Source organism: Brevundimonas sp. ALps5, from assembly GCF_058681645.1.
This window is the reverse complement of sequence record NZ_CM178744.1, coordinates 1,310,001-1,334,444: the sequence shown is the minus strand read 5'-3', so window position 1 is coordinate 1,334,444 and position 24,444 is coordinate 1,310,001. Positions and strand designations below refer to the sequence as shown.

The following is a 24,444-nucleotide window of genomic DNA, read 5'->3' as shown; positions in this document are numbered from 1 at the left end:
CCGGAGAGGAGATCCGGTGGATTGCCCAAAGGCCGGGGGGTTCAGTACCCCACCCCCGGCTCAGGGTCTCATGGTCGCCTTACTGGCAGGCCAGGCACTCGTCATAGTCGGTGCGGGCGGCCGAGAAGAGGTCCGGCTGGTTCGGATCGACCTCGGTCCCTTCGGCCTCGGCCTTGTCGTCGGCGCCGGCGAAGGCGGCCCGCTGAACCGACTTGGACCGCAGGTAATACAGCGACTTCACGCCGGTCTCCCAGGCGCGCCAGTGCAGCATGTGCAGGTCCCACTTGTTGACGTCGCCCGGGATGAACAGGTTGATCGACTGGGCCTGGCAGATTTCCGGCGAGCGGTCGGCCGACAGTTCCACGACCCAGCGCTGGTCCAGTTCGAAGGCGGTCTTGTAGACGCCCTTCTCGTCGTCGCTCAGCATGTCCAGGTGCTGGACCGAGCCTTCATGCTCTAGGATCGAGGACCAGACATTGGCCGTGTTCTCGCCCTTGGTTTCCAGCAGGGCTTCCAGATAGGGGTTCTTGACCGCGAACGAGCCCGACAGGGTCTTGTGGGTATAGATATTGGCCGGGATCGGCTCGATGCCGGCGCTCGTGCCGCCGCAGATGATCGAGATCGAGGCGGTCGGCGCGATGGCCAGCTTGTGCGAGAACCGCTCCATGACGCCACGCTCGGCGGCGTCCTCGCAGGGCCCCTTCTCCTCGGCCAGCAGGCGGCTGGCCTTGTCGGCCTCGCGGCGCAGGTGCTTGAACAGGCGCATGTTCCACGACTTGGCCATGGCGCTTTCGAAGGCCACGCCCTGCGACTGCAGGAAGGAGTGGAAGCCCATCAGGCCCAGACCCACCGAACGCTCGCGCTTGGCCGAATAGACGGCGGCCTTCATTTCCGGCGGGGCGCGGCGGATGAAGTCCTCCAGGACATTGTCCAGGAAGCGCATGATGTCCTCGATGAAGCGGGGCTCCTCGCGCCACTCCAGGAATTTCTCGGCATTGACCGACGACAGGCAGCAGACGGCTGTGCGGTCGATGCCCAGGTGGTCGCGGCCCGTGTGCAGCATGATTTCCGAGCACAGGTTGGACTGTTTGACCTTCAGGCCCAGGTCCTTCTGGTGCTGCGGCATCTGCCGGTTCACCGTGTCGGAGAAGATCAGATAGGGCTCGCCGGTCTGCAGGCGGATCTCGAGGATCTTCTGCCACAGGGAGCGGGCGTCCACGACCTTGAGCACTTCGTCGTTCTTGGGCGAGCGCAGGCCGAACGAGCCGCCGGCCTTCACGGCCTCCATGAACTCGTCGGTGATGTTGATGCCGTGGTGCAGGTTCAGGGACTTGCGGTTGAAGTCGCCCGAGGGTTTGCGGATTTCGAGGAACTCCTCGATCTCGGGGTGGTGCACGTCCAGATAGACGGCGGCAGAACCGCGGCGCAGCGAGCCCTGCGAAATCGCCAGGGTCAGCGAATCCATCACGCGGATGAAGGGGATGATGCCCGAGGTCTGGCCCGCGCCCTTGACCTTCTCGCCGATGGAGCGGACGCCGCCCCAATAGGTGCCGATGCCGCCGCCGTTCGAGGCCAGGGACACGTTTTCGTTCCAGACGTTCTGGATGCCGTCCAGCGAATCGCTGACCGCGTTCAGGAAGCAGGAGATGGGCAGGCCGCGGTCCGCGCCGCCGTTCGACAGCACCGGCGTCGAGGGCATGAACCACAGTTTGGACATATAGTCATAGACGCGCTGGGCGTGGTCGGCGTCGTCCGAGAAGGCGGTCGAGACCCGGGCGAACATGTCCTGATAGGACTCGCCCTTGAGCAGGTAGCGGTCTTCCAGCGTCTTCTTGCCGAAATCGGTCAGCAGATCGTCGCGCGACCGGTCCAGTTCCAGCGACCGGACCACGGACAGCTGCGGACGCGTGGTGTCCGTTTCGCCGGAAAGCGTAGCGAATTCCGTGGTCTTGTAAGCCTCTAGGCCAGCCATGATCGTCAACGTCCTGAACAAATGCGCAAGTGAAGCCGCTCAGCGCCGGGACACATCATATAGTGGCCAAAGCGCTCCCCGAGCCCACATATAGGGCGCAGATGCCTAACGAGCCGTCAACGTCTTGACGCTCACTTCTCAGGCGAATCAGACGAAAGGCAGGGGGCGACTCTGTGGAAAGCCTGCGGGAAGGCCGTGACGCCGGGATGACGGGGCGGGCGATGCCGGAATCACGAACACGTGAATCGAATCACCTCTGAAATCTTCCGCCCAAGCTTGAGGGAACGACGCCCCAGCTTGACCGTTCACGGACCATGCCGACACCCAATGTGATCCCGTTCGCACGCCGCGCCCTCGCCCTGGCGCGAACCGAGATCGCGGCCCTCGCCGCCCTGTTCATACTGGCCCTCGGATCGCTGACCTTCGCCGATCTGGCCGAGGACATGCGCGAGCCCGGCGCACAGGCGTTCGATCTTCGCGTCCTGCACGCACTCCACCCCTATGCGGACCCGGCCCGGCCGCTCGGGCCGCCCTGGGCGGGGATCGTCGCCGCCGACATCACCTCGCTCGGTTCGACGGCGCTTCTGTTGTTGTTCGCCCTGATCGCAGTCGGCCTGCTGCTGATGCTCCGGAAGCGGCTCTCGGCCCTCCTTCTGGTCGTCGGCCTGGCCGGCGGTCTCGCGCTTTCAGAGGGGCTGAAGGCGGTGTTCGAGCGCGAACGCCCGCCGCTCGTCTATCAAAGCGTCCATACCCTGAACGCCAGCTTCCCCTCGGGACACGCCCTGCTGTCGGCGGTCTTCTATCTGACGCTCGGCGTCATGCTGACCCGCGCCTTCCCGAAACGGCGGCTCAAGGCCTATGTCCTCGGCGTCGCCATCCTTCTGACCCTGCTGGTGGGCTGCAGCCGCATCTATCTGGGCGCCCACTGGGCCTCGGACGTCTTTGCCGGCTGGAGCGTCGGCGCCGCCTGGGCCATGGTCCTGTGGCTGGTTTCCTACGCCATTGCCCGCCGCCAGCAACGTCACCACGCCGCACTGCAGGATCAGGCCGCGCCGCAGGCGGAAGCCGAAACGGAAATCAGCGCGCCGGCGTGACCGGGTCCGTGATCGGGCGCATGATCTGGCACTGGGCCTCGACCAGACGCATCGACCGGCCGTCCTGACCCCGCGTGGCCAGGGCGCGGGCTTCCTCGCAACGGTCGTCGGCCACCAGCTGGCGCACCTGACGACGCAACACCCAGGTCGCCTGGATGCGGTCCTGACGGTTCACGCACTGGTCGTCGCAGTTGGCGACCGCCGAGGCGAAGGCGTTCGGGGCATAGCCGGTCTGACCGGCCAGGGTCTGGCCGGTCCCGCTCGTGACCTGCTGCGGCAGGGCCATGGGAGGCGTCAGGGCGAGAGCCATCGAAAATACCATCGGGATCATCGGGTCGCTCCGGTTGAATGACGGTCTCAACCCCAAGGTTGGATCTCGGGGTTCGGCAAGTCAGGCGAAGGCGTTTCCATGGACGCCATGGCGGCGCCGAAGGAAAGAGGGGCTCCGCGCGGGCCTGACATCCTCGCGCGGAGCCCATTCCGCTCGGGGTGGGGCCTCCGGTCGGTGAAACGAAGCTCCGCCATTCCGCGCCGCCCGCCAATGGGGTCAGACGTACCACTCCGAATGGAGGGGGGCGAAAGGGGTGATCAAGGATGGAAGGCCGGTCCTCCATGCCCTAGCGTCGGCTGATGAGCGATGACGCACCGAACATCGATGACGGCGGCGCGGCGCACGCCAAAAAGGTCGGACTCGTTCTTCTCGGCGTCATCGTCTTCGTGATCGTGGCGCTCGTCCTCGACGCCGGCGGAATTCCCTTCGACCTGACTTACCGGGTGGCCTGCGCGGGGGCCTGCCTGTGGTTCATCCACACCCTCAGGATCGACCCGCCGGAGGCGGGCTGGCGCAGGATCGGCCTGGGGCTGGCCGCCCTGGTCAATGTCGCGCTCTTCTTCACCCCCGTGGTGGATCGGCCCAGCTCGCGCGGAGAGCTGATGATATTCGCCATTCCGGATCTGGTCGTCGTCCTGGCCGTCCGGATCGCTGCCCTGCGGCCCGTTGATGTGGATCAGCGCGCCAGGCGGGTGCAGCTGATTGCCTGTCTGGTCATAGCGAGCGCGGTTTGCGCGGGGCTCCTGTGGGCGGCGGTCGCGGAGTCGCGCGGTTCGCACTGACACGCCGTCTTTCGCGGCCGCCTCCCGCCCCCCAAACTTGCGAGTCGCTCTCGCTTGCCTCGGCGCCGCGCCGCGCCGTAAAGGCCGGGCTGTCATTGGGGAGTAGCCGCCCGCATCTCCAGCGGGGCTCGCGTCAACAGACTTCGGCTCGCCGCCCGGCGGGACGATGGCGCGAACAGACCCTCCTGACCCTCAAGTAGCGAGGCGCCGCGCGCCGAGCGATAGGGTCAAGGAATGTCCTGGCAAGACCTTTGGCTTTCGCATCGGCGAACCCTGGCGGGGTCGTGGGTGCGCGAGCCTTTGTTCTTGTCCGCGACGACCCCGCCCGAGTGACGACCATGGAAGCCCTCCTCATTTCGACCGGCCTGGTCGCGATCGCCGAGATCGGCGACAAGACCATGCTGTTGGCCATTGCGCTCGCCGCCACCTGGCGACGGCCGGTCCCCATCATCCTCGGCATCTTCGCCGCGACCATCGCCAACCATGCGCTGGCCGCGCTCGCCGGAACCCTCGCCGCCCACTACCTGTCCGGCCCGTGGATGAAGTGGATCATCGGCTTCGCCTTCCTGGCCTTCGCCGGCTGGGCCCTGATCCCCGACAAACTCGACGAGGACGAGGGGACGGTGAAGCCGCACCGGACCTCCCTGGCCATCTTCTGGGCCACGACCGTCGCCTTCTTCCTCGTGGAGATGGGCGACAAGACCCAGATCGCCACGGCGGGTCTGGCGGCGCGCTTCGAGAACCTGCCTCTGGTGGTCGCCGGCTCGACGCTGGGCATGATGCTGGTCAACGGCCCGGCGGTCTTCATGGGCGAGGCGGCTGCAAAGCGTCTCCCGCTCAAATATATCCGTATGGCGGCCGCGGTCGGTTTCGCCCTGACGGGCCTGTGGATCCTGATCGCGGGGTAAGGTGAGCGAACCGCTTCTCTCGATAGACGACGTTTCGGTCACGCGCGGCGATGCGGTCCTGCTGGACCGCGTCAGCCTCTCGGTCGCGACCGGGGCCCATACCGCCATCCTCGGCCGCAACGGCTCGGGCAAGTCGACCCTCGTCCGCCTGATCGCCCGCGACCTCTATCCGGCCGGGGGCGGGGAGGGCGTCCGCATCTTCGGCGAGAGCCGTTGGGACGTCTTCGAGCTGCGCAAGCGCCTCGGCATCGTCTCCCCGGCGCTGCACGCCGATCTGGCCGGAGAAGAGTCGCTCGAGGTCATGGACGCCGTCCTCTCCGGCTTCTTCGCCGCCCGCGGCCTGTGGCGGCATCACCGGGTGACGGATGAGATGCGCGCCGCCGCCGTCGAGGCGCTGGAGCGGATGGGCGCTTCCGGTCTGGTCGGCCGGCGGATGGCCGCCCTGTCGACGGGGGAGGCGCGCCGCGTCCTGATCGCCCGCGCCCTGGTCCACCGGCCGGAAGCCCTGTTGCTCGACGAGCCCTGCGCCGGCCTCGACCCGGCGACCCGCCGTCGCTTCCTCGACGCCCTGCGCGGGGTGGCGGCGCCGACATCAACAGGGAAGGGGACCACCCTCATCATGGTCACCCACCATGTGGAGGAGATCCTGCCCGAGATCGGCCGCCTGATCCTGCTGCGCGACGGGAAGGTGTTTGCTCAGGGCGCCAAGGCCGATCTTCTGACCGGCCCCGTCCTCACCGACCTGTTCGGCATGGCGACGACGGTCGAGCGGCGCGGCGACTGGTATCGGGCCGATCTGGACTAGGCCGACCCGCTGACCCCGCGCGGCCCGTCCTCCGCCCCCCAGGTCCGCCAGCGCAACATCCAGTTCTCGCCCTGCCGCAGCAGGGTCTCGCGCGCCGTCAGGCTCTCCTCGCGGATGGCCTGTTCGAAACAGCGGCGGGCGCGTTCGCGGCATTGGGCGGCGGTGAGAGGCGGCTCGTTCATGGCGGTCGAGGGGGTGGGAGACCCGTCCTGCACGGTCCGCGGAACGCACGGATCGCTTCCTGAACCCGACCCGGGCGCCGGGGGTTCCACCTGAGCCCGAGCCCAGGGTGGTAAACAGCTGTCATCACCGGCCCCTATGGAAACGGCGACGGTTCCCCTCCCGGCCGTTTCCGGGCTAGGAACGGCCCGCACGCAAACCCGGACTCTCTCGATGACGACCTTCGCCCCCTTCTCCGACTGGCTGGCCGGCCAGGATGCGCCCGAGGCCCTGAAGACGGTGGTCGCCGCGGTGGCGGAGGAGTGCGTGGCCATCTCCCGCGTGGTGTCGCTGGGCGCCCTGGCCGGAGCCCTGGGCGTCGCCGGTAGCGTCAATGTCCAGGACGAGGAGCAGAAGAAGCTCGACGTCATGACCAACGACATGCTGACCGACCGGCTGAAGGGCTGCGACCCGGTCGCCGCCGTCGGCTCCGAGGAGATGGACCTGATCGAGCCCACCGGGCGTCAGGGCGGCTATCTGGTCACCTTCGATCCGCTGGACGGCTCGTCCAACATCGACATCAACGCCCCGGTCGGCACCATCTTCTCCATCCTGCCGGCTCCGGAAGGCCGCGCCCCCGCCGAGGCCGACTTCCTGATCGGCGGCCGTCATCAGGCGGCGGCGGGCTATGCCGTCTACGGCGCCCAGACCATGCTGGTCCTGACGATCAACGAAGGCGTCACCGGCTTCACCCTCGACGATCAGGGCCAATGGCGCCTGACCCATCCCGACATCCGCGTCCCGGCGGATACGAAGGAGTTCGCGATCAATATGTCGAACCGCCGCCACTGGGCCGAGCCGGTGCGCCGCTACATCGACGCCGCTCTGGCCGGCAAGACGGGTCCGCGCGGCAAGGATTTCAACATGCGCTGGGTCGCGGCCATGGTCGCCGACGTCCACCGCATCCTGATGCGCGGCGGCGTCTTCCTCTATCCGTGGGACCAGCGCGAGCCCGACCGCCCCGGCAAGCTGCGCCTCCTCTATGAAGGCGCCCCCATGGCCCTGCTGATCGAGCGGGCGGGCGGCAAGGCCACCACCGACGGGACCCAACCCATCCTCGACGTCGTCCCGACGAAGCTCCACGACCGCGTCGCCGTGGCCCTCGGCTCGGCCAATGAGGTGGACCAGATCGCCGCCGCCTGATCCGGCCTTTCGGCGTCATGTTTCACAATTGGAACGAATGACACCGTTGGCATCTGAAATTTAACCTCTGCGTGCGATCAGGGTTAAGGTTCGCAGTCGGAGGGGCCGAATGCACGGTCGCTGGCGACTGTTCAGACATGAAGCGGGGCAGGCCTCGGGGCCGCCGCCCTGGGCCTATGTGGCGATGTTCGCCGCCTGTCTGCTGGTCGGTATCTGGAGCGCCCGCACCTATAATGCGGTGGTCATCTGGCCCGCCAACGGCGTCATGCTGGCCGCCGCCCTGCAGCTGCACAAACGTCAGGCCATCCGCGTCCTGGCCGCCTGTTTCGCGCTCAACATCATCGGCAATCTGATCCGTCAGGATCCCATGCCCTTCTGGTGGCTGAACGCCGTCCTCAATCTGGGCGAGGCCTGCCTGGCCGCCCTGATCGCCCGCCGGGTCTGCGGCGCGGCGCTCGACCTGCGCCGGCCCAAGCGCCTGGCCAATTTCGCCTTGATGGCGGTGGTCCCGGCGGTGTTGATGTCCGCCTTCGCCATCCTCAGCGTCGTCGCCCCGATGCGCGGCTATACCGTGCCGGTCTTCCTCTTCACCCTGCACCGCTATGTCCAGATGGAGACCCTGGGGCTGCTGGCGATCGCCCCGGCTTTGCTGCTGATCGCCAAGTCGCATCGCTTCCGCTCGACCGCCCCGGCGGGCCGCGTCGAGACCGCGGGCATCGTGACCCTCCTGATGGCGGTCACCGCCGTTTGCTTCTTCCAGAACACGGCGCCCAGCCTGTTCGTGATCTTCCCCTTCCTGCTGCTGGTCTCCTTCCGCACCGCCCCGACCTGGGTCGCGGTCTCGATCGTCGGGGTCGCCGTCATCGGGGCGGCCGCCACCGTCACCGGCCATGGCCCGGTCCTGATGACCCGCCTGCCGCACATCGCCGGGCTGGAGCACATTCCGCCCCTGATGCGCCAGCTCAGCGTCTACTACACCTTCCTGCTGGGGGTGATCGTCACGGCCCTGCCGGTCTCGACTGCCATGTCCGAGCGCCGCCGTCTGATGCAACGTCTGGAGCGCCGCACCGAGATCGCCCAGGAGGCCCGCCGCCGCGCCGAGGAGGCCGACGCCGCCAAGTCCCGCTTCCTGGCCCTGATGAGCCACGAGATGCGCACCCCCCTGAACAGCGTCACCGGCTATGCCGAGGTCCTGATCCGCCGGCCGGACCTCGACCCCGTCGCCGTCGACCAGCTGGGCCATATCCAGCGCTCGGGCGACGCCCTGCTGATGCTGGTCGAGGACGTGCTGGAGATTTCGCGCGGCGACGACGCCCTGGCCCTGGCCCCCCTGTGCCTGTCCGACGTCATCGCCGCCGCCGCCGCCCCCAGCCGCATCCTGGCCGAGGACAAGGGCCTCAGCCTGACCGTCGACATCCGCCCCGACGCCGCCCTGATGTTCACCGGCGACCGCCGCCGCCTGCGTCAGGCCCTGCACCACCTGATCTCCAACGCCGTCAAATTCACCGAGACCGGAACCGTCTCGGTCCTCGCCGATCGCATCGACGGCGAGGTCCTGATCGCCGTCACCGACAGCGGCTGCGGCCTCGACACGGCCGGCGCCGACCGCCTGTTCGAAGCCTTCGTCCAGGGCGACGACTCCATCAGCCGCACCCATATCGGCGCCGGTATCGGCCTGAGTCTGGTCCAGCGTCACGCGGCCCTGATGGGCGGGTCGGTGGTCATCGACAGCCGCCCCGGCGACGGCGCCACCTTCACCCTGCGCCTGCCGCTGGCTCTGGCCGAGGGCGCCGCCGCCCGTCCGGTCACCGCCCCCGCTTCCGTCGCGACGGTCGAGATCGAGGCGGAAGCTGACGACGCCGCCGCCCCGCGCATCCTGGTCGTCGACGACCATCCGGCCAACCGCGAGGTCGCCCGTCTGATGCTGGCCGCCGTCGGCTGCGAAACGGCCGAGGCCTGCGACGGCGACGAGGCCATCGCCATGGCCGCCGCCCAGGATTTCGACCTGATCCTGATGGATGTGCGCATGCCGCGCGTCGACGGTCTGGCCGCCACCCGCGCCATCCGCGCCGCCGGCAACACCGTGCCGATCCTCGCCGTCACCGCCGACGCCATGCCCGAGGACGCCGCCCGCTGCCTCGCCGCCGGCATGGACGACCACCTGCCCAAGCCCATCTCCCACCACGCCCTCTATGCGGCGATGGAGCGGCTCCTGTCCGCCGACCGCGCCGAGCCGGCGGCGGCTGAGGAAGCCGAAGCGGCCTGATGGCCATGCTTGCCGCCCGAGGCCTCAGTTTCGGGATGGTGATGTCGCTTCTCGTCGCTTGCGGACAGCCGGAGGCCGTCGACCCGGTCGTCGAACCGCGTCTCGTTGATCTTGTCGTGACCTCGCAATTGACCGGGGACGTCCCGGCGATATTCCGGTCTCACAGCAAGAGCTATGTGGTGAACGCCATCGCCGCCCCGATCGGACAGGCCGCCTGGTCCGCGGAGAATCCGGTGGACTTCCGCGTCTTCAGTGATCGCGGCTATCACGCAGGCCGTTCTCTGCCGCCTGATGCTCCGGGCGTCGTTGTCCAGATCGCGTTTCGGCCCAACGGTGGATATCGTTTGCGCTACCACACGGAAGGACAGCTCAAGCCGCTCGACGGCGAGGTCGTTCGTGACTCCGCCTCCCTGAGGACGTTCGGTGCCACTCTTCGCAATCCCGCGCCGGACGACATGTATCTCAGCGACGCCTTGGGGCATGACCTTATCGCCATCGGCCGCGAGATTTGTCCTGAACTCGGCTTCACGACCTGCCCTCCCGAAGGCTGGGCGCCGCGCGCAGCGCCGGCGATGGTTCCGGAGCGCGGGTCTCCCTAGCGCTCCTCCCCCTCCGCGAACGGCCACCGTCCGGTCCAGAACTCCCGCAACTCCGGCAAATCATCCACCCGCCGCACCACCTCCGCCATCCTCGGCGCGACCTCGGCGAAGCGCTTGCGGCGCGGCGTCCATCGGCTGGCGACGGTGACATAGAGGTCGAGCACGCTGACCCTCGGTCCGGTCAGGAAGCCGCCCGGTTCGATCGCCGGCCCGACCTGGCTCTCCATCACCGCCCAGCAGTCGGCGATCCGCTCGGCCGTCCGCTCCAGCACCACGCCCTGCGCCGCCTCATCGTCCCCGACCAGCCGCGAGGGGACATCGCGCACCCAGTACATCGAATAGATCGCCGCCGGGATGAAGCTCATCCAGCGCAGGAACTGTCCGCGCCGCGGATCGCCGGGCGGGGGCGCCAGCCCCGCCTCCGGATGGCGTTCGGTCAGGAACAGCAGGATGGCCGCGCTCTCGGTGATCGTCTCGCCCCCTCCCGTGGAACTGGCCGGGGTGATCAGCGCCGGAATCTGCCGCATCGGATTGACCGCCGCGACCTTGTCCCGCTCGGCGTCCCCCTCCCAGGTCACCGCCTCCACGACCCGGAACGGCTGACCCATCAGCGTCAGCGCCGCCTCGACCGGCATGGAGCCCGATCCGGCCGCCCCATAGACCACATACTCTCCGGCCATCTCCGCCTCCCCGTCTGCGCCCATCCTAACGCCGTTTCGGCCATTCGGGCGTCGAACCGATGTCTCCGGCGTTCACAATTCGCCGCGCCAATGCCGGTGAATTCCCGGGTTTGCGGGCTTGGGGCGCCCGCCTGTGCGGCCGGGTTGAGGACGGGGCGATGATCGGGTCATGACCCAGAACCCCACACCCCTTCGTCACGGCCCCGATGTCTGGACCGCCGTCCGCGCCGACTATCTCGCCGGCGTCTCCGCGCCGGTCCTCGCCGAGCGCTACACCGTCTCCGAACGCTCCGTCCGTCGCCGGGCGGCGGCCGAGGGCTGGCGGCGAGAGGACGCGGGGGCCGGGGCGCTCGACCCGTCGTGGAGCGCTCATCTCCGGGAGAAGGCCGATATCCTGGAGCAGAATCCCGAGCTCCATGAAGTCACGGCGGCGCGGGAGGCCGACGAGTTCTTCCTGCTGTTCAATCCCGAACCCATGCATCTGCGCCGCTTCGCTTTTTGTCGGGCGGCCGAGGCGGCGGCTGCGGATGCGCCGCAGCAGGCGGTGGTCTGGATGCGGCTGGCCCGGCTCGTCGATCATTGCGGTGACCGGATTTCCGAGGAGGCCCGGCATTTCAGCGATCTGGAGATGCTGCGCGCGGCCTATCTGCGCCGGCTGGACCGTAATGACGCGCGCGACCGGGCGGCCGGCTCCGGGGATGCGTTCTGAAGATTCTGGCACGGTTTGGCACGGTTTGGCGCCCCGTTTTCAGGTTTCCGGCCAAGCTTGCTGCGGCACCGCCAGACAGAAACCATCCCCAGCTCATCGCCTTAACCTTTGGATAAACACGCTAGATATAGCGTCTAGGACGAAAGTGATCGCAACATAGCCGCTTTTGGTCTTGGCGCCGTTTCGATCAGACCGCATGGTGAATCCCAGTCCACGGAATCGTTCGAGAGTCTCCTCCCCGATGAACGCCCACGCCATCATCAAACCGGGTACGCCCGGCCTGCTGACCCCCTCGGCCGCCTACAAGCCGTTCCGCTATCCGTGGGCGTTCGACATGTGGAAGAAGCAGCAGCAGGTCCACTGGATGCCCGAGGAAGTGCCCCTCGGCGAGGACATGAAGGACTGGGCCGTCAACCTGAACGACAAGGAGCGCAATCTGCTGACGCAGATCTTCCGCTTCTTCACCCAGTCGGACATCGAGGTCGCGGACAACTACATGGAAAAATACGGTCGGGTGTTCAAACCGACCGAGGTCAAGATGATGCTCTCCTCGTTCGCGAACATGGAGACCATTCACATCGCGGCCTACGCCCTGCTGCTCGAAACCATCGGCATGCCCGAGAGCGAGTTCGGCGCCTTCATGGAATATGAGGCCATGCGGGACAAGCACGACTACATGGGCCGTTTCGGGGTGGACACCGACGCGGACATCGCCCGCACCCTGGCCATGTTCGGCGGCTTCACCGAGGGACTTCAGCTGTTCGCGTCCTTCGCGATGCTGATGAACTTCCCGCGCCAGAACAAGATGAAGGGCATGGGCCAGATCGTGTCCTGGTCGGTGCGCGACGAAAGCCTGCACTGCGACGGCATCATCAAGCTCTACCACGCCTTCAACAAGGAAACGGGCTGCGTCACCCCGGCCGTCGCCGACGACATCGTCCAGTGCTGCGAGACCGTGGTCGGTCTGGAAGACAAGTTCATCGACCTGGCCTTCGAGGCCGGCGACGTGAACGGCATGACGCCGGACGACATCAAGCAGTACATCCGCTTCATCGCCGACTGGCGCCTGCGTCAGCTGAAGCTGCCCGAGCTCTACGGCATCAAGGAAAACCCCCTGCCCTGGCTGCAGTCCCTGCTGTCGGGCGTCGAGCACGCCAACTTCTTCGAAGCCCGCGCCACCGAATACTCCAAGGCCGCCACGCAAGGCTCCTGGCACGGCGCCGACGGCGTCTGGGGCGAGTTCGACAAGATGATGGCCCGCCGCGACATGAGCCACGTCCCCGGGTAGTTCGCTCTCCCTCTCCCACAGGGAGAGGGCTTGAGCCTCCGGGAGCGCAGCGATCGGCAAGGCGAAAGGGTGAGGGGTTTCGCCGCCTACCGGTGAGGGCATAACCCCTCACCCTCCCGCCGCTCCGCGTCGGGCCCCTCCCTCTCCCTCCGGGAGAGGGGAAAGGACAGCAGATGACCCCTTTGAATGTCGCCCTCATCGGCTACGGCTTCGCCGGCAAGACCTTCCACGGCCCGCTGATCTCGGCCTGCCCGGACCTGCGCCTCCACACCGTCGTCTCGACCCGGCCCGAGGCCGTCCATGCCGATTGGCCCGAGGCGCGCGTGGTTCCCGACCTCGCCGCGGCCCTCGCCGACCCCGACATCGACCTCGTGGTCGTCGCCACTCCCGACGCCCTCCATGCCGAACAGGCTGAGGCCGCGCTCAACGCCGGCAAGGCGGTGGTGGTCGACAAGCCCTTCGCCCTCAGCCTCGCCGACGCCCGCCGCGTCGTGGACCTGGCGGACCGGAGGGGCCTGTTCCTCTCCGTCTTCCAGAACCGCCGCTGGGACGCCGACTTTCTCGCCCTCAAGGCCGAGATCGCCTCGGGCCGCCTCGGCCGGATCGTGACCTGTCAGAGCCATTTCGACCGCTATCGCCCGGTGGTCCGCGACCGCTGGCGAGAAGCCCCCGGCGCCGGGGTCTGGCAGGATCTCGGCCCCCACCTGATCGATCAGGCCCTCAATCTGTTCGGCCGCCCGCTGGGCATCACCTGCGACCTCGCCATCCAGCGCGACGGCGGCCTGTCGCCGGACCGGGCCCATGCGACGCTGCGCTATGACGGCGGCCTGAGGGTCGTGCTCAACGCCGCCATGCTGATCGCCGCCCCCGACGTCCGCTTCGCCGTCCACGGGACCAGGGCCAGCTTCCTGACCTCGGGCCTCGACCCGCAGGAGGACCAGCTGAAAGCCGGCATGGCCCCCGGCGCCCCCGGCTGGGGCGTCGATCCCTCGCCCCCGACCCTCGTCGAGGGCGAGACCGGCGAACGTTCGGTCATCCCCGGCCCTGCCGGCGACTATCCCGCCTACTACGCGGCCGTCGAGAAGGCCGTGCGCGGCGAAGGCCCCAACCCGGTCTCGCCGTCGGAAGCCCTGATGGTGATGGAGGTGCTGGAGGCCGGGATGATCAGCAGCCGCGAAGGCCGGGAGGTCGCCCTCTGATCGGGGTCAGATCCCGGCGTACCATTCATAGCCGCGGTCGGGCCAGTAGCCGCCCTTGCCGCCCTCGATATGGTCGAAGCTTTCGACCGCCTCGATCCGCTTGATGTACTTGGCGTGCTTGTAGCCCAGCTGCCGCTCGACCCTCAGCCTCAGGGGCGCGCCGTGCGGGACGCCCAGGACCTCGCCGTTCATGTCGTAGGCGAGGATGGTCTGGGGGTGGCGGGCGTCGATCAGGTCGATGCTCTCATAGTACCGCGGCCCGTCCTCGGTCTGGGTCAGGGCGTCGAAACAGTGGAAGACGATGTACTTCGCCTCGGGCTTCAGGCCCGCCTCCTCCAGCAGGGCCGACAGCTTCGCCCCCGACCACTGGCCGATCGCCGTCCAGCCCTCGACGCAGTCGTGTTTGGTGATCTGGGTGCGGGACGGGCGGGTGCGGAGCTCGGCCAACGACAGGCTCAGGGGCCGCTCGACCAGGCCGCCGATCTCCAGCCGGTAGTCGGCGAAGTCGTTGGCCCGGAGCGCCAGATAGTCGGCCGCCGCCGGATCGATGGAGCCGTTGGGCTTGAAGTCGCGGGAGATCTGGCTGGCCTCGTATTCGGGGGCCAGGGCGTCGCGGGGCAGGATCAGCCGCTGGGCGGCCTTGGTCAGGCTTTCGGCCGAGACCAGCAGCCGGGTCCCCAGCTGCGACCCGCGCTCGCAGGCCGACAGGGCCATGACCCCGGCGGTCGCCAGGGCCCGGGCCAGCCAGCTGCGGCGGCTGAGACCACTCACGACGGGTCCTCCTCTTTGGAAGGCTCGATGACGAACCAGCCGGTGATCATGGCCCGCATGTTGTTGAACAGGCCCGTCCAGATCACCAGCCCCACATGGACCAGAAGGAAGAGGAGGATCAGGCTCGCCGACAGGAAATGCAGGGTCCGCGCCGACTGCCGCCCGCCCATGATCTCCAGCAGGATCCCGCCGATGGCGTTGAACCCCGGCGACATCGACAGCCCCGTGATCAGCATCATCGGCAGGACCACCAGCACCATCGCCGCATAGGTCAGCTTCTGGATGACGTTATAGGCCCGGGCCTCGTCGTCCTTGGGGAAGTGGAGGCGGGCGTGTTCCTTCACTGAGGGCCAGAAGCCTTTCAGGTCCTGACCCGTCGGCCAGAGCCGCCGCTGGAACCGCCGGGTGATGAAGCTGAAGGCCAGCCAGACCAGGCCGTTGATGACGAACAGCCAGGCGAAGAAGAAATGCCAGCGCCGGGCCTCGGCCAGGTTCCGCCCCTGCGGGATCAGCAGCCAGTCGGGGAAGGTCGGGATGTCGAGCCAGGGCTCGGCGAAGGTCGACTTCAGCCCCCAGTAGAGATGGGGATGGGCCAGAAGGATGTTGGCCCCGCTCATCAGCAGGATGATCACTGCCGTGGCGTTGACCCAGTGCCCGACGCGGACCCAGACCGGATGCCGGAAGGTGTCGGTGCGGCCGCCGGGAAGGGGGCGGTCTTCATGGGAGGTCGGAGCGGGGACCGGCGCCTCGGCCGGAACGTCGTCGACAGTCTGATCCGTCATCGAGGCCTCCCTGCCCGTGCGTCTTCGAAGACTACGCCGGGTCGCGCCAGGAGGTTACCCCTATTCGTCCTCGCCGAAGCGGGTGGCGACCAGTTCGTTCAGGGCCTCGATAGCCTCGGCGGCGTCGGATCCCTCGGCCGAGATGTCGATGGTGCAGCCGTTGCCGGCGCCCAGCATCAGCAGGCCCATGATCGAGCGGGCGTCTACGGTCGTGCCGTCGCGCGTGACCTGGATTTCGGATTCGAAGCTGGAGGCCAGTTTGACGAACTTGGCCGAGGCCCGGGCGTGCAGGCCCCGGGTGTTGCAGATGTTCGCGGTGGCCGAGGATGTGGGCATGCGGGGATCCCTATTTCTCGCCGGCCAGCACCCAGGAGGCGACCGAGATGTATTTGCGCCCGGCGTCCTGGGCGTGGGCGACGCAGGCTTCCAGCGTCTCGCGCCCGCGCACGCTGGCCAGCTTGATCAGCATCGGCAGGTTCAGCCCGGCGATGACCTCGGCGTGGGTCTGTTCCATCACCGAGATGGCCAGGTTGGACGGGGTGCCGCCGAACATGTCCGTGAGCAGGATGACGCCCGAGCCGTCGTCGACGGCGGCGGCGGCGTCCATGATGTCGCGCCGACGGCGCTCCATGTCGTCCTCGGGGCCGATGCAGATGGCCGCGACACCCCGTTGGGGGCCGACCACATGCTCCATGGCCGCCAGGAATTCGGAGGCCAGACCTCCGTGAGTGACGATCACCAGCCCGATCATGAAGGCTTCACCAAACTACGCCCCCCGGCCGCAAGTCTCGCGTCTGTCCGCCGGGAAGGGAGCCCCGACCGGACCGCAAGCGGGCCTAGATAGAGGAAACCGGCGCCGGTTTAAAGCGGTGCGACATCAAGCCCTGCCAGGGTCGCCGTCAATGCAACCTCCACGAGGTTCGACGCAGAGGCGGGGCGGGTGTCGAGGGCGAGCACGGGAAGGCTGATCCCGTACAGGGTCTCCGTCTCCGGCAGGGGCAGGCGCTCGACCGTCTCCTGCCCGCAGCGGACGATCAGGGCGACCCGGGCGAGGGGCGCCTGCGGCTGGGGAAGGATGCCGACGCCCCGGACCTCGATCCGGCCAGCGATGCGATCGGGCGCCCGGGCCCAGAGGGCGCCGCCCGAGGCCCAGACGTCGCAGTAGTCGTCGGCGACCAGCCGCCAACCCTGCCCGATCAGCCGCAGGGCCAGGTCGCTCTTGCCCGCGCCCGAGGGGCCGGTGAGCAGGACGGCGCGCCAGCCTTCCGGCCGGTAGCGGGTGACACAGGTGGCGTGGATCCGGCCGGTCACGGGCTCAGCCGCGCCGGATGACGGCCAGATGGGTCGTCGGCAGGTCGACGCGGAATCGGGCCCCGGCGACCGAGCCGTCGGCGTTCACCCGGTTTTCGGCCGAGACCCGGCCGCCGTGGGCCTCGACGATCTGGCGCACGATCGACAGGCCCAGACCCGAGTTGGCGCCGAAGGCCGTTCCCTTGGGGCGGGAGGTGTAGAAGCGCTCGAACACCGTCTCCAGATTGTCGGGCGGGATCCCCGGACCGTCGTCGTCGACGGTGACGCTGAGCGCCCGGGTCGGGTCGAGCTCGTTCCTGATCAGACCGATGCGGACCTCGCCGTCTTCGGGACTGAAGGAGCGGGCGTTGTCGATCAGGTTGCGGAACACCTGGCCCAGAGGCCCGTCGCGGCCCAGCACCCGGGTGTCGCCGGCCCCGGGCGTCAGGACGACGCGCGCCTCGCCCGGCTTGGCCGTGGTCTCATAGATGCCGGCGATGTCGCCGATCAGGACGTTGAGGTCGATCGGCCGGGGCCGGTCGCGCGACAGCTCGGCGTCCAGACGCGAGGCGTTGGAGATGTCGGTGATCAGCCGGTCCAGCCGTTTGACGTCGGCCTGGAGCAGGGCCGTCAGCCGGTCGCGCTGGCTCTGGTCCTTGACGAGGTCCAGCGTCTCCAGAGCCGAGCGGATCGAGGTCAGGGGGTTCTTGATCTCGTGCGAGACGTCGGCGGCGAAGGCCTCGATGGCGTCCATCCGGTCCGACAGGGTTTCGGTCATGCTCTCCAGAGAGCGGGCGAGGTCGCCGATCTCGTCCTTGCGGCCCTCGAGGTCGGGCAGGGAGATGGCGCGGGCCCGGCCCTGCTTGACCTCGTCGGCGGCGGCCGACAGCCGCATCACCGGCCGGGCCACGAACAGGTGCAGCAGAAGCGAGGCCAGCAGGTTCACCGCCAGGGCCACCAGGGCGAAGGGCGTCAGGGCACGGCGCTGGGCGCCCAGGATTTCGTCCACGTCTCCGGCCTCCAGCGTCAGGACGCCGAGAATCTTCTGCACATGGCGCACGGGGATGGAGACCGAGATCACCCGCTTGCCGTCTTCCGACAGACGCACCGTCGCCTGGGGTTCGCCGGCCAGGGCGTGTTCGGTCTCGGCGACCAGTTCCTGGGTGGCGCGGCGCAGGGTGGCGCTCTCGGCCTCCTCCTTCTTCGCCGTATCGGGGACGGGCGTGCCCGCGGGCTGGGCCGCAGGCAGGGCCTGGCCCGGGATGGTGTCGGAGACTTCGTAGCTGTCGGCGATCAGGACGCCGTCGCCGTCGAACAGCCGGGCGCGCTGGCCTTCGGGGATGAATGTGTCGACCATCCAGCGATAGGCCTGGAACTTGTCGAGCACCGGCAGGGGTTCGCCCTGGGTGATGCCCAGTTCGCCCAGCACATTGGCCAGAAGCTCGGCCTGGGAGGTGAGGGATTCCTGACGCGCCTCGACCAGGCCGCGGCGCAGCTCGTTCAGGGCCAGGGCCCCGCCGAACAGGATGAGCAGGCTGAGCAGATTCAGGGCGAGAATCAGCCCGCCCAGCCGTGACCCGCCGAAGCGTTTCAGGCGGCGGGGCGCGGCCTCGTCCGACTCCGCAGGGGAATCAGCTCTCGCGATAACGGTATCCGACGCCATACAGGGTCTCGATGGCGTCGAACTCATTGTCGACCACGCGGAACTTCTTGCGCATCCGCTTGACGTGGCTGTCGATGGTGCGGTCGTCGACATAGACCTGATCGTCGTAGGCGGCGTCCATCAGGTTGTCGCGGCTCTTCACGAAGCCGGGGCGCTGGGCCAGGGCCTGAAGCAGCAGGAACTCGGTGACGGTCAGCTTGACCGGCTTACCGTCCCAGGTCGATTCGTGACGGGCCGGGTCCATGACCAGCTTGCCGCGGCGGATAGCCTTGCCGGAAGCCTCGGCCGAGGGCTCGGGCTCGCCGCCGTCGGCGCCCGTGCGGCGCAGCAGGGCCTTGACCCGCTCGATCAGCAGACGCTGGCTGAAGGGTTTGTGGATGTAGTCGTCGGCGCCGAGGTTGAAGCCGAGGATCTCGTCGATCTCCTCGTCCTTCGAGGTCAGCATGATGACCGGGATCTGCGAGGTCTGGCGCAGGCGACGCAGCACCTCCATCCCGTCCATGCGTGGCATCTTCACATCGAGGATGGCGAGGTCGGGGGGCGTGTTCTCCAGCGCCTCCAGCCCGGTGGCGCCGTCGTGATAGGCCGTGATCTTGTGGCCATGGCTTTCAAGCGCCAGGGACACGGAGGCGACGATGTTCTCATCGTCGTCGACCAGGGTGATGTTGGCCAAGCGGGGCCTCCTCAAAATCGTGGGCAGTCAATCGGTTCGGACGATCAACGCGCTTCAAGCGTAACCGTTCGACCCTAATCGCGGTGACATTACGGCCACAGGCCCGCGTGGCCAAGCGAATAGGGGCTCAACCTCGCCTTAAAGCCTCTGTGCGAGGCTGGTGGAATGGCCGGACCTGTCCACTACGAGATCTATATCCGCAAGACGGCGCCCTCGCCCTGGACCCTGTCCATGGCGACCGAGGACCGCAAGACGGCGATCGACACGGCCGAGGACCTGATGCGCGACCGCCAGGCCGTGGCGGTGCGGGTGACCAAGGAGACCCTCGACCCCGACACGATGGAGTTCAACAGCGTCGTTCTGATGACCCGGGGCGCGCCCGAGGCGCCGAAGAAACAGGTCGCCGAGATCGATGTCGGCCCGGCGTGCCAACAGCCGGGCGACCTCTATGCGCCGCATGCGCGCGACCTGATCGGCCGGGTTCTGGAGGACTGGCTGTTCCGCAACGGGGCCACGGCCTATGAGCTGCTGCACCGGCCGGATCTGGTCGAGAAGCTGGAGGCCTCGGGCGTCGAGCTGCAGCACGCGCTGCAGAAGATCGCCATTCCCGAGGCCCAGGCCAACGGCATGGCCACCCACGACCTGATCCGCCACTACCAGAAGCTCACTGGCCAGGCGATGGAGCGGGTCATCACCGCCGGGCGGCGCAAGGTCTTCGCCAATCTGGCCGACCATTCCCTGGCCGACATCGCGCATCGGATTTCCGGAGCCCCGGACCGGGCCTTCATCATCGGCGGGGTGATCTGCGGCGCCCTGGTGGGGGTCAAGGGGGCGCGGGCGCGGCTGGGCGCCCTGATGGACCTCGCCGACCGGGCGCCGCCGGCGGGACCGCCGCGCGCCCTGATCCTGGTCTGCCTCGAACAGATCCTGTGCGAACTCTTCGCCCCGCGTCCGAACCAGGCCGAGATTCTGGGGCCGTCGCTCGACCTCGGCGGCAGCATGGCCGCCATCGTGCGCATGGTCGCCCCGCGCGAGATCGACCGCCTGGTGCGGGCCGACCCGCGCCTGACCCTGCTGATGCCCGTCGTCGACGGACCCGCCGCCCGGCTGGGCGAGCATCTGGCCGCCGGGGAGTTCCCAATCCTGGCCGCCTCGCTCGCCCGCAATGTCCTGCGCGAACTGATGGGGCCGCGCCGGCTGCGGCCGTCCGATCCGGTGGGCGAGATCGACATCCTGCGGACGCTCGCCATGTCGCTGACCGCGACCGCCGGTCGGCTGCTGACGATGGAGGAGGTTCAGAACGCCTTCGTCGAACGTTCCAAGAGCCTGGTCACCGCCGACTTCGTCGCCAACTACGTCAGCCTTTGCGAGACGGTGCTGTGCGAGGCCGAGACCCTGACCAAGCTGTGCGAGAACGTCACCGGCTCGGCCAACAAGCGCTCGGCCGCCCGCTGGCTGGCGGCCTGTGTGACCTCGCTGCGCTTCGAGACCGAGATGCGCAACTCGCCGGTGCGGCCGACGCAGAAGCTGCACATCCTGGCGGGGCTGCAGCGTTCGGTGCGGGCCAGCGCCCTGGCGGAACATGACGAGACCCAGATCTGCACCGCCATCGGCGAGGTCGGCGGGGTGATCGAGGGCGAGGCCAAGCTGTCGATCCAGCTCGGCAAGGCCGCGGCGCCCGCACCGCAGAAGCTGGCCGCCCTGCTGCGGCTGGCCGCCGGTGAGACCGCGCCGCTTGGGCCGGCGGCGGACCGGGCCAAGGCCGAGGCCATCCGCCTGTTCCGCGCCCCGGAAACCCGCACGGCCCTGGGCGCCGCGCCCGAGGCCCTGGGCGAGCTCAAGGGGCTGATGAAGTCGGCGGGCCTCGCGGCCTAGACTTTCGGCTCAGTCGAAGATGTCGAAGATGCTGTCGCGCTTCTTCTTCTTGTAGTGGTCCCGATCGTCGTGGCGATAGCGGTCGTCAGGACGATGATCGTCACGATACGCCGATCCTCCGCCACCCCAGGGCTGGGACGGCTGTTGCGGCGGCGGGGCATAGGTCTGCTGCGGGGCGGGCGCCGAGGCGCGGCCGTCGGCGGTCGCGGCCTCCATCAGCTTCTCCAGCTCGCCCCGGTCCAGCCAGACGCCCCGGCAGCTGGGGCACATGTCGAACTGGACGCCGGAGCGCTCCATGGTCTGCATGGCGGAAGAATCATTGGGGCACATCAGAAGCGGCATGGTCGGTCCTCATTCGGGAAGCGGGGTTCGAGGCGCCCGACGACTGGCCGTTAAGAGGGGACAAGCCGTTCGCCGGGCGCACCCGATGCGGTCCGACATCGCGCCGACCTCCGGCCTCTCGCGACGCACTGGGGGGACAGCCGTGGCGGATTGACCGGAAGACGGTGCCAGAGGGGCCCGTCCCGCCTCGGAAACCTAGGAAGCCCGTGTCTGCGCGCCAATCCGGCGAGAGGTCGCGCGGCGGGAGGTCGCAGGGCTCGTCGCGTAAGAGGGGTCAGCAGTCCTGACCGGCGGCCCAGCCGGAGGACCAGGCCCACTGGAAATTATAGCCGCCCAGCCAGCCGGTGACGTCCACCGCCTCGCCGATGAAATACAGGCCAGGGACGGTGGTCGCGGCCATGGTCTTCTGGTCCAGGGCGGCCGTGTCGACCCCGCCCAGGGTGACCTCGGCGGTGCGATAGCCTTCCGATCCGACCGGTTTGACGGTCCAGCCGTTCACGGCGGCGGCCAGGGCCTGAAGCTTCGCATTGCCCATCTCGGCCAGCTTGCCTTCGCGGCCGGGCGTCGAAAGGCCTTCGCGCTCGAGGATGGAATCGGCCAACCGACGCGGGATGATATGGCCGAGCGCCGTCGCCAGCGCCTGTTTGCCGTTGGCCTCCTTGGCCGCCTTCAGGGCTTCGAACACCTTGACGCCCGGCGCCATGTCGACCCGGATCGCCTCGCCTTCGCGCCACCAGGAGCTGATCTGCAGGATGGCCGGGCCGCTGAGGCCGCGGTGGGTGAAGAGCATGGCTTCCGCGAAGTCGGGCGCCGGCCCGCGGGGGGGCGCCGGATCGGCGGAGACCACGGCGTCGACGGCCACCCCGGCCAGGGGCTGAAGCCGTTCCAGCAGGCCCGTCTCGAAGGTCAGGGGCACGAGGGCGGGCCGGGTGTCGGTGACGCGCAGGCCGAACTGGCGGGCAACATCATAGGCCCAGCCGGTCGCGCCCATCTTCGGGATCGACTTGCCGCCCGTCGCCACGATCAGTGAGGCCGCGCGCACCACCCCGCCGTCCGACAGCCGCGCCTCGAAGCCCTCGCCTCGCCGTTCGACCGCGTCGACCGCCGTGTTGAGCTTCAGCGTCGCCCCGGCCGCGCGCAGGTCGTCGACCAGCATGCGGATGATCAGTTTGGCGCTGTCGTCGCAGAACAGCTGTCCGAGGGTCTTTTCATGCCAGGCGATGCCGGCCTGATCGACGCGCTTGATGAAGTCGCGCGGGCCATAGCGCTTCAGGGCCGAGGCGGCGAAGCGCGGGTTCTCGCCGAGAAAGTTGGCGACCGTCGTGCCCGTATTGGTGAAGTTGCAGCGCCCGCCGCCCGAGATGCGGATCTTCTCACCCGGCGCCCGGGCGTGATCGACGACCAGGACCCGGCGGCCGCGCCGCCCGGCCTCGATGGCGCACATCATCCCGGCCGCCCCCGCCCCGACGATCAGGACGTCGACGGTCTCAGCCATTCGCGGACCTGGCCGCGATCGCCGCCTGGATCAGGGCCAGACATTCGGCGGCGATGGCCTCGGGCGTCTTCATGCCGTCGGCGTCGGCGACCTCGACGATGGCCCACGGACCGTTCACCTGACGGGTGGCGATGCCGGAATAGGCGTCCGAGACCCGCTGCTGATAGGTGTCGTCGGCCTCAAAGGCGTCGCGCGTCGCCGAGGTGTAGGAGCGGGCCGCCTTCTTCGCCACCCACTGTGCCGCGATCTCGGGGTCGATCCGCATCAGGATGTTGAGATCCGGCTTCGGCACGCCGAGGCGGTTGTACTCATAGTCGAACAGCCAGGTCAGGAAGGCGTCGCGCTCGGCCTCGGGCAGGCGCACCATCTGGAAGGCGGCGTTGGACAGGACATAGCGGTCGAACACCACCACATCGACCTCGGGCATGGCGGAGGTCAGGAAGGTCTCGGCCCGGTCCAGCGAGAACAGGCTGGCGAGATAATAGGCCGAATCGACCTTCACCTCGCCGTTCAACACCGCTTGCACCGCATGGGCGGCGGCGGTCTTGCCGTAGTTGGGGAAGCTCTGGGTGGCGACGGTCAGGCCCGCCTCTTCCAGAAGCGCGCAGACAGCCCGCGTCGCGGTCCCCTTGCCGGAACCGTCAATGCCTTCGATCGCAACCATAATCATGCCCGGACGGTTAGCCGCCGGGGCGCGGAACAGCAACCGCCGGAAGCGTCAGCCGCACAGACACCATGGGGATATCGCGTCGCTCAGGCAGGGAGCGCCCGCGGCGCGAGCGCTAGCGACGACGCTTAATGCACCGACACCGGCGCCAGCTCATGCGCCACAGCGGCGGCGAAGGCGGTCTCGCGGTCCAGCATCACGGCCAGACGTTCGCCATTGGCGCTATGCACGGCATAGAGGGTCTGTTCCGGATCGATCTCCAGCCCGCGTGCGTCCTCGATCTTCGCATCGCCCATAACGTCCGCAGCGCTGATCTCGCGCACATAGACGAGGTCCGGAGCGCCCAGACCGGCGAAAGCTTCCTTGGTCATAATCATCGTCGGCGTCATCTGACCGCCTCCTTCAAAACTGTAACGCCCGGGGGAGCGGACGGTTCGCGCGTCTGGACTCAGCCCGCGCGGATGGGAATTCTCTGAACGATCTTCGCGTCGTCGGGACGGACCAGATCGACGTGCAGCAGGCCGTGCTCCAGCGAGGCGTCCGCGACCTCCAGCCCGTCGGCCAGGACGAAGCTGCGCACGAAGCCGCGCGCCGCGATGCCGCGATGCAGGAAGGCCTGGTCGACCTTGCCGGCGTCGTCGCGCTTGCCGGCGATGGTCAGTTGGCGGCCTTCGAGGGTGATGGCCAGGTCGTCGGGGGTGAAGCCGGCCACCGCCAGGGTGATCCGCACCTCGCTGTCGCCGCGCTGCTCCACATTATAGGGCGGATAGCTTTCGGCCGCGGCCTTGGCGGCGCGGTCGATCAGGGCGCGGGTCTGGTCGAAGCCCAGAAGAAAGGGGCTGTCGAACAGGATGGTACGCGTCGTCATCGGTCAGTCCTCGAGCAAGCGAC

General features: G+C 68.4%; 27 protein-coding genes and 1 riboswitch. Of the genes, 11 read left to right on the top strand and 16 right to left on the bottom strand.

Going from position 1 to position 24,444, the window contains the following annotated elements:
- Window positions 1–79 precede the first annotated feature (79 nt).
- The gene (locus ACW172_RS06360) at window positions 80–1,972 is read right to left on the bottom strand and encodes a ribonucleoside-diphosphate reductase subunit alpha (RefSeq protein ID WP_492034337.1); all 1,893 of its coding nucleotides are present in this window, start codon (window positions 1,970–1,972) and stop codon (window positions 80–82) included.
- 329 nt (window positions 1,973–2,301) lie between these two features.
- Between ACW172_RS06360 and ACW172_RS06355 the strand changes: the two genes are divergently transcribed.
- Window positions 2,302–3,066, top strand: coding sequence for a phosphatase PAP2 family protein (locus ACW172_RS06355; protein WP_492034336.1), 765 nt, complete (start codon window positions 2,302–2,304; stop codon window positions 3,064–3,066).
- On the opposite strand, the gene ACW172_RS06350 is transcribed toward ACW172_RS06355, so the two are convergent.
- Entirely contained in the window at window positions 3,050–3,397 is a 348-nt protein-coding gene (locus tag ACW172_RS06350) for a hypothetical protein (RefSeq protein ID WP_492034335.1), read from the bottom strand. The genes ACW172_RS06355 and ACW172_RS06350 overlap by 17 nt on opposite strands.
- Window positions 3,398–3,696: 299 nt before the next feature.
- Here ACW172_RS06350 and ACW172_RS06345 point away from each other — a divergent pair, with 299 nt between their 5' ends.
- The 3 genes from ACW172_RS06345 to ACW172_RS06335 all read left to right on the top strand — a co-directional run bounded on the left by ACW172_RS06345 (window position 3,697) and on the right by ACW172_RS06335 (window position 5,892).
- Window positions 3,697–4,179 (top strand): hypothetical protein, encoded by a 483-nt coding sequence (locus ACW172_RS06345; RefSeq protein ID WP_492034334.1) that lies wholly within the window; start codon window positions 3,697–3,699, stop codon window positions 4,177–4,179.
- Between the two features lie 84 nt (window positions 4,180–4,263).
- Window positions 4,264–4,439: riboswitch (yybP-ykoY riboswitch) on the top strand.
- 78 nt (window positions 4,440–4,517) lie between these two features.
- Window positions 4,518–5,087, top strand: coding sequence for a TMEM165/GDT1 family protein (locus tag ACW172_RS06340; protein WP_492034333.1), 570 nt, complete (start codon window positions 4,518–4,520; stop codon window positions 5,085–5,087).
- 1 nt (window position 5,088) lies between these two features.
- Entirely contained in the window at window positions 5,089–5,892 is an 804-nt protein-coding gene (locus ACW172_RS06335) for an ABC transporter ATP-binding protein (RefSeq protein ID WP_492034332.1), read from the top strand.
- Here the strand turns inward: ACW172_RS06335 and ACW172_RS06330 are convergent.
- Window positions 5,889–6,074, bottom strand: coding sequence for a hypothetical protein (locus tag ACW172_RS06330; RefSeq protein ID WP_492034331.1), 186 nt, complete (start codon window positions 6,072–6,074; stop codon window positions 5,889–5,891). The genes ACW172_RS06335 and ACW172_RS06330 overlap by 4 nt on opposite strands.
- Window positions 6,075–6,285: 211 nt before the next feature.
- Between ACW172_RS06330 and ACW172_RS06325 the strand changes: the two genes are divergently transcribed.
- The 3 genes from ACW172_RS06325 (at window position 6,286) to ACW172_RS06315 (ending at window position 10,119) form a co-directional block, all read left to right on the top strand.
- Window positions 6,286–7,254, top strand: coding sequence for a class 1 fructose-bisphosphatase (locus ACW172_RS06325; RefSeq protein WP_492034330.1), 969 nt, complete (start codon window positions 6,286–6,288; stop codon window positions 7,252–7,254).
- Between the two features lie 109 nt (window positions 7,255–7,363).
- Window positions 7,364–9,520, top strand: a complete 2,157-nt coding sequence (locus ACW172_RS06320) for a response regulator (RefSeq protein ID WP_492034329.1) — start codon at window positions 7,364–7,366, stop codon at window positions 9,518–9,520.
- Window positions 9,520–10,119 carry a hypothetical protein gene (locus ACW172_RS06315; protein ID WP_492034328.1) on the top strand — a complete coding sequence of 200 codons (600 nt, stop codon included), beginning with the start codon at window positions 9,520–9,522 and terminating at the stop codon, window positions 10,117–10,119. Before ACW172_RS06320 ends, ACW172_RS06315 begins: the two co-directional genes overlap by 1 nt.
- Here the strand turns inward: ACW172_RS06315 and ACW172_RS06310 are convergent.
- Window positions 10,116–10,799, bottom strand: a complete 684-nt coding sequence (locus ACW172_RS06310; RefSeq protein WP_492034327.1) for a glutathione S-transferase family protein — start codon at window positions 10,797–10,799, stop codon at window positions 10,116–10,118. The two genes, ACW172_RS06315 and ACW172_RS06310, sit on opposite strands and share 4 nt — an antisense overlap.
- 169 nt (window positions 10,800–10,968) lie before the next feature.
- On the opposite strand from ACW172_RS06310, the gene ACW172_RS06305 reads away from it, so the two are divergent.
- From ACW172_RS06305 to ACW172_RS06295, 3 genes are all read left to right on the top strand, one after another.
- Window positions 10,969–11,508 carry a hypothetical protein gene (locus ACW172_RS06305; RefSeq protein ID WP_492034326.1) on the top strand — a complete coding sequence of 180 codons (540 nt, stop codon included), beginning with the start codon at window positions 10,969–10,971 and terminating at the stop codon, window positions 11,506–11,508.
- Between the two features lie 241 nt (window positions 11,509–11,749).
- Complete coding sequence (locus tag ACW172_RS06300; RefSeq protein WP_492034325.1) at window positions 11,750–12,796, top strand: ribonucleotide-diphosphate reductase subunit beta; 1,047 nt, start codon at window positions 11,750–11,752, stop codon at window positions 12,794–12,796.
- A 173-nt stretch (window positions 12,797–12,969) separates the two neighbouring features.
- Window positions 12,970–13,995, top strand: a complete 1,026-nt coding sequence (locus ACW172_RS06295) for an oxidoreductase (protein ID WP_492034324.1) — start codon at window positions 12,970–12,972, stop codon at window positions 13,993–13,995.
- A gap of 6 nt (window positions 13,996–14,001) precedes the next feature.
- Here the strand turns inward: ACW172_RS06295 and ACW172_RS06290 are convergent, their stop codons facing one another.
- The 7 genes from ACW172_RS06290 to chvI form a co-directional block, all read right to left on the bottom strand.
- Entirely contained in the window at window positions 14,002–14,766 is a 765-nt protein-coding gene (locus ACW172_RS06290; protein ID WP_492034323.1) for a molybdopterin-dependent oxidoreductase, read from the bottom strand.
- Window positions 14,763–15,548 carry a cytochrome b/b6 domain-containing protein gene (locus ACW172_RS06285; protein WP_492034322.1) on the bottom strand — a complete coding sequence of 262 codons (786 nt, stop codon included), beginning with the start codon at window positions 15,546–15,548 and terminating at the stop codon, window positions 14,763–14,765. Before ACW172_RS06285 ends, ACW172_RS06290 begins: the two co-directional genes overlap by 4 nt.
- 60 nt (window positions 15,549–15,608) lie before the next feature.
- Window positions 15,609–15,884, bottom strand: coding sequence for an HPr family phosphocarrier protein (locus ACW172_RS06280; RefSeq protein WP_207870068.1), 276 nt, complete (start codon window positions 15,882–15,884; stop codon window positions 15,609–15,611).
- Window positions 15,885–15,894: 10 nt separating this feature from the next.
- On the bottom strand, window positions 15,895–16,299 hold the full coding sequence (locus ACW172_RS06275; protein WP_492034321.1) for a PTS sugar transporter subunit IIA: 405 nt from the start codon (window positions 16,297–16,299) through the stop codon (window positions 15,895–15,897).
- 110 nt (window positions 16,300–16,409) lie between these two features.
- Window positions 16,410–16,859, bottom strand: coding sequence for an HPr kinase/phosphorylase (locus ACW172_RS06270; protein ID WP_492034320.1), 450 nt, complete (start codon window positions 16,857–16,859; stop codon window positions 16,410–16,412).
- A 4-nt stretch (window positions 16,860–16,863) separates the two neighbouring features.
- Window positions 16,864–18,501 (bottom strand): two-component sensor histidine kinase ChvG, encoded by a 1,638-nt coding sequence (gene chvG, locus ACW172_RS06265; RefSeq protein WP_492034319.1) that lies wholly within the window; start codon window positions 18,499–18,501, stop codon window positions 16,864–16,866.
- Window positions 18,470–19,174, bottom strand: coding sequence for a two-component response regulator ChvI (gene chvI, locus ACW172_RS06260; protein WP_492034318.1), 705 nt, complete (start codon window positions 19,172–19,174; stop codon window positions 18,470–18,472). The genes chvG and chvI overlap by 32 nt, the downstream gene beginning before the upstream one ends.
- A 165-nt stretch (window positions 19,175–19,339) precedes the next feature.
- Here chvI and ACW172_RS06255 point away from each other — a divergent pair, with 165 nt between their 5' ends.
- Window positions 19,340–21,049, top strand: coding sequence for a hypothetical protein (locus ACW172_RS06255; protein WP_492034317.1), 1,710 nt, complete (start codon window positions 19,340–19,342; stop codon window positions 21,047–21,049).
- Between the two features lie 9 nt (window positions 21,050–21,058).
- Here the strand turns inward: ACW172_RS06255 and ACW172_RS06250 are convergent, their stop codons facing one another.
- The 5 genes from ACW172_RS06250 to ACW172_RS06230 form a co-directional block, all read right to left on the bottom strand.
- Entirely contained in the window at window positions 21,059–21,391 is a 333-nt protein-coding gene (locus ACW172_RS06250; protein ID WP_492034316.1) for a TFIIB-type zinc ribbon-containing protein, read from the bottom strand.
- A gap of 274 nt (window positions 21,392–21,665) precedes the next feature.
- Complete coding sequence (locus ACW172_RS06245) at window positions 21,666–22,886, bottom strand: BaiN/RdsA family NAD(P)/FAD-dependent oxidoreductase (RefSeq protein ID WP_492034315.1); 1,221 nt, start codon at window positions 22,884–22,886, stop codon at window positions 21,666–21,668.
- Entirely contained in the window at window positions 22,879–23,550 is a 672-nt protein-coding gene (locus ACW172_RS06240) for a nucleoside/nucleotide kinase family protein (protein WP_492034314.1), read from the bottom strand. The genes ACW172_RS06245 and ACW172_RS06240 overlap by 8 nt, the downstream gene beginning before the upstream one ends.
- 131 nt (window positions 23,551–23,681) lie before the next feature.
- On the bottom strand, window positions 23,682–23,942 hold the full coding sequence (locus ACW172_RS06235; RefSeq protein ID WP_207870084.1) for a DUF1150 family protein: 261 nt from the start codon (window positions 23,940–23,942) through the stop codon (window positions 23,682–23,684).
- Between the two features lie 59 nt (window positions 23,943–24,001).
- The gene (locus ACW172_RS06230; RefSeq protein ID WP_492034313.1) at window positions 24,002–24,421 is read right to left on the bottom strand and encodes an Hsp20 family protein; all 420 of its coding nucleotides are present in this window, start codon (window positions 24,419–24,421) and stop codon (window positions 24,002–24,004) included.
- Window positions 24,422–24,444 lie beyond the last annotated feature (23 nt).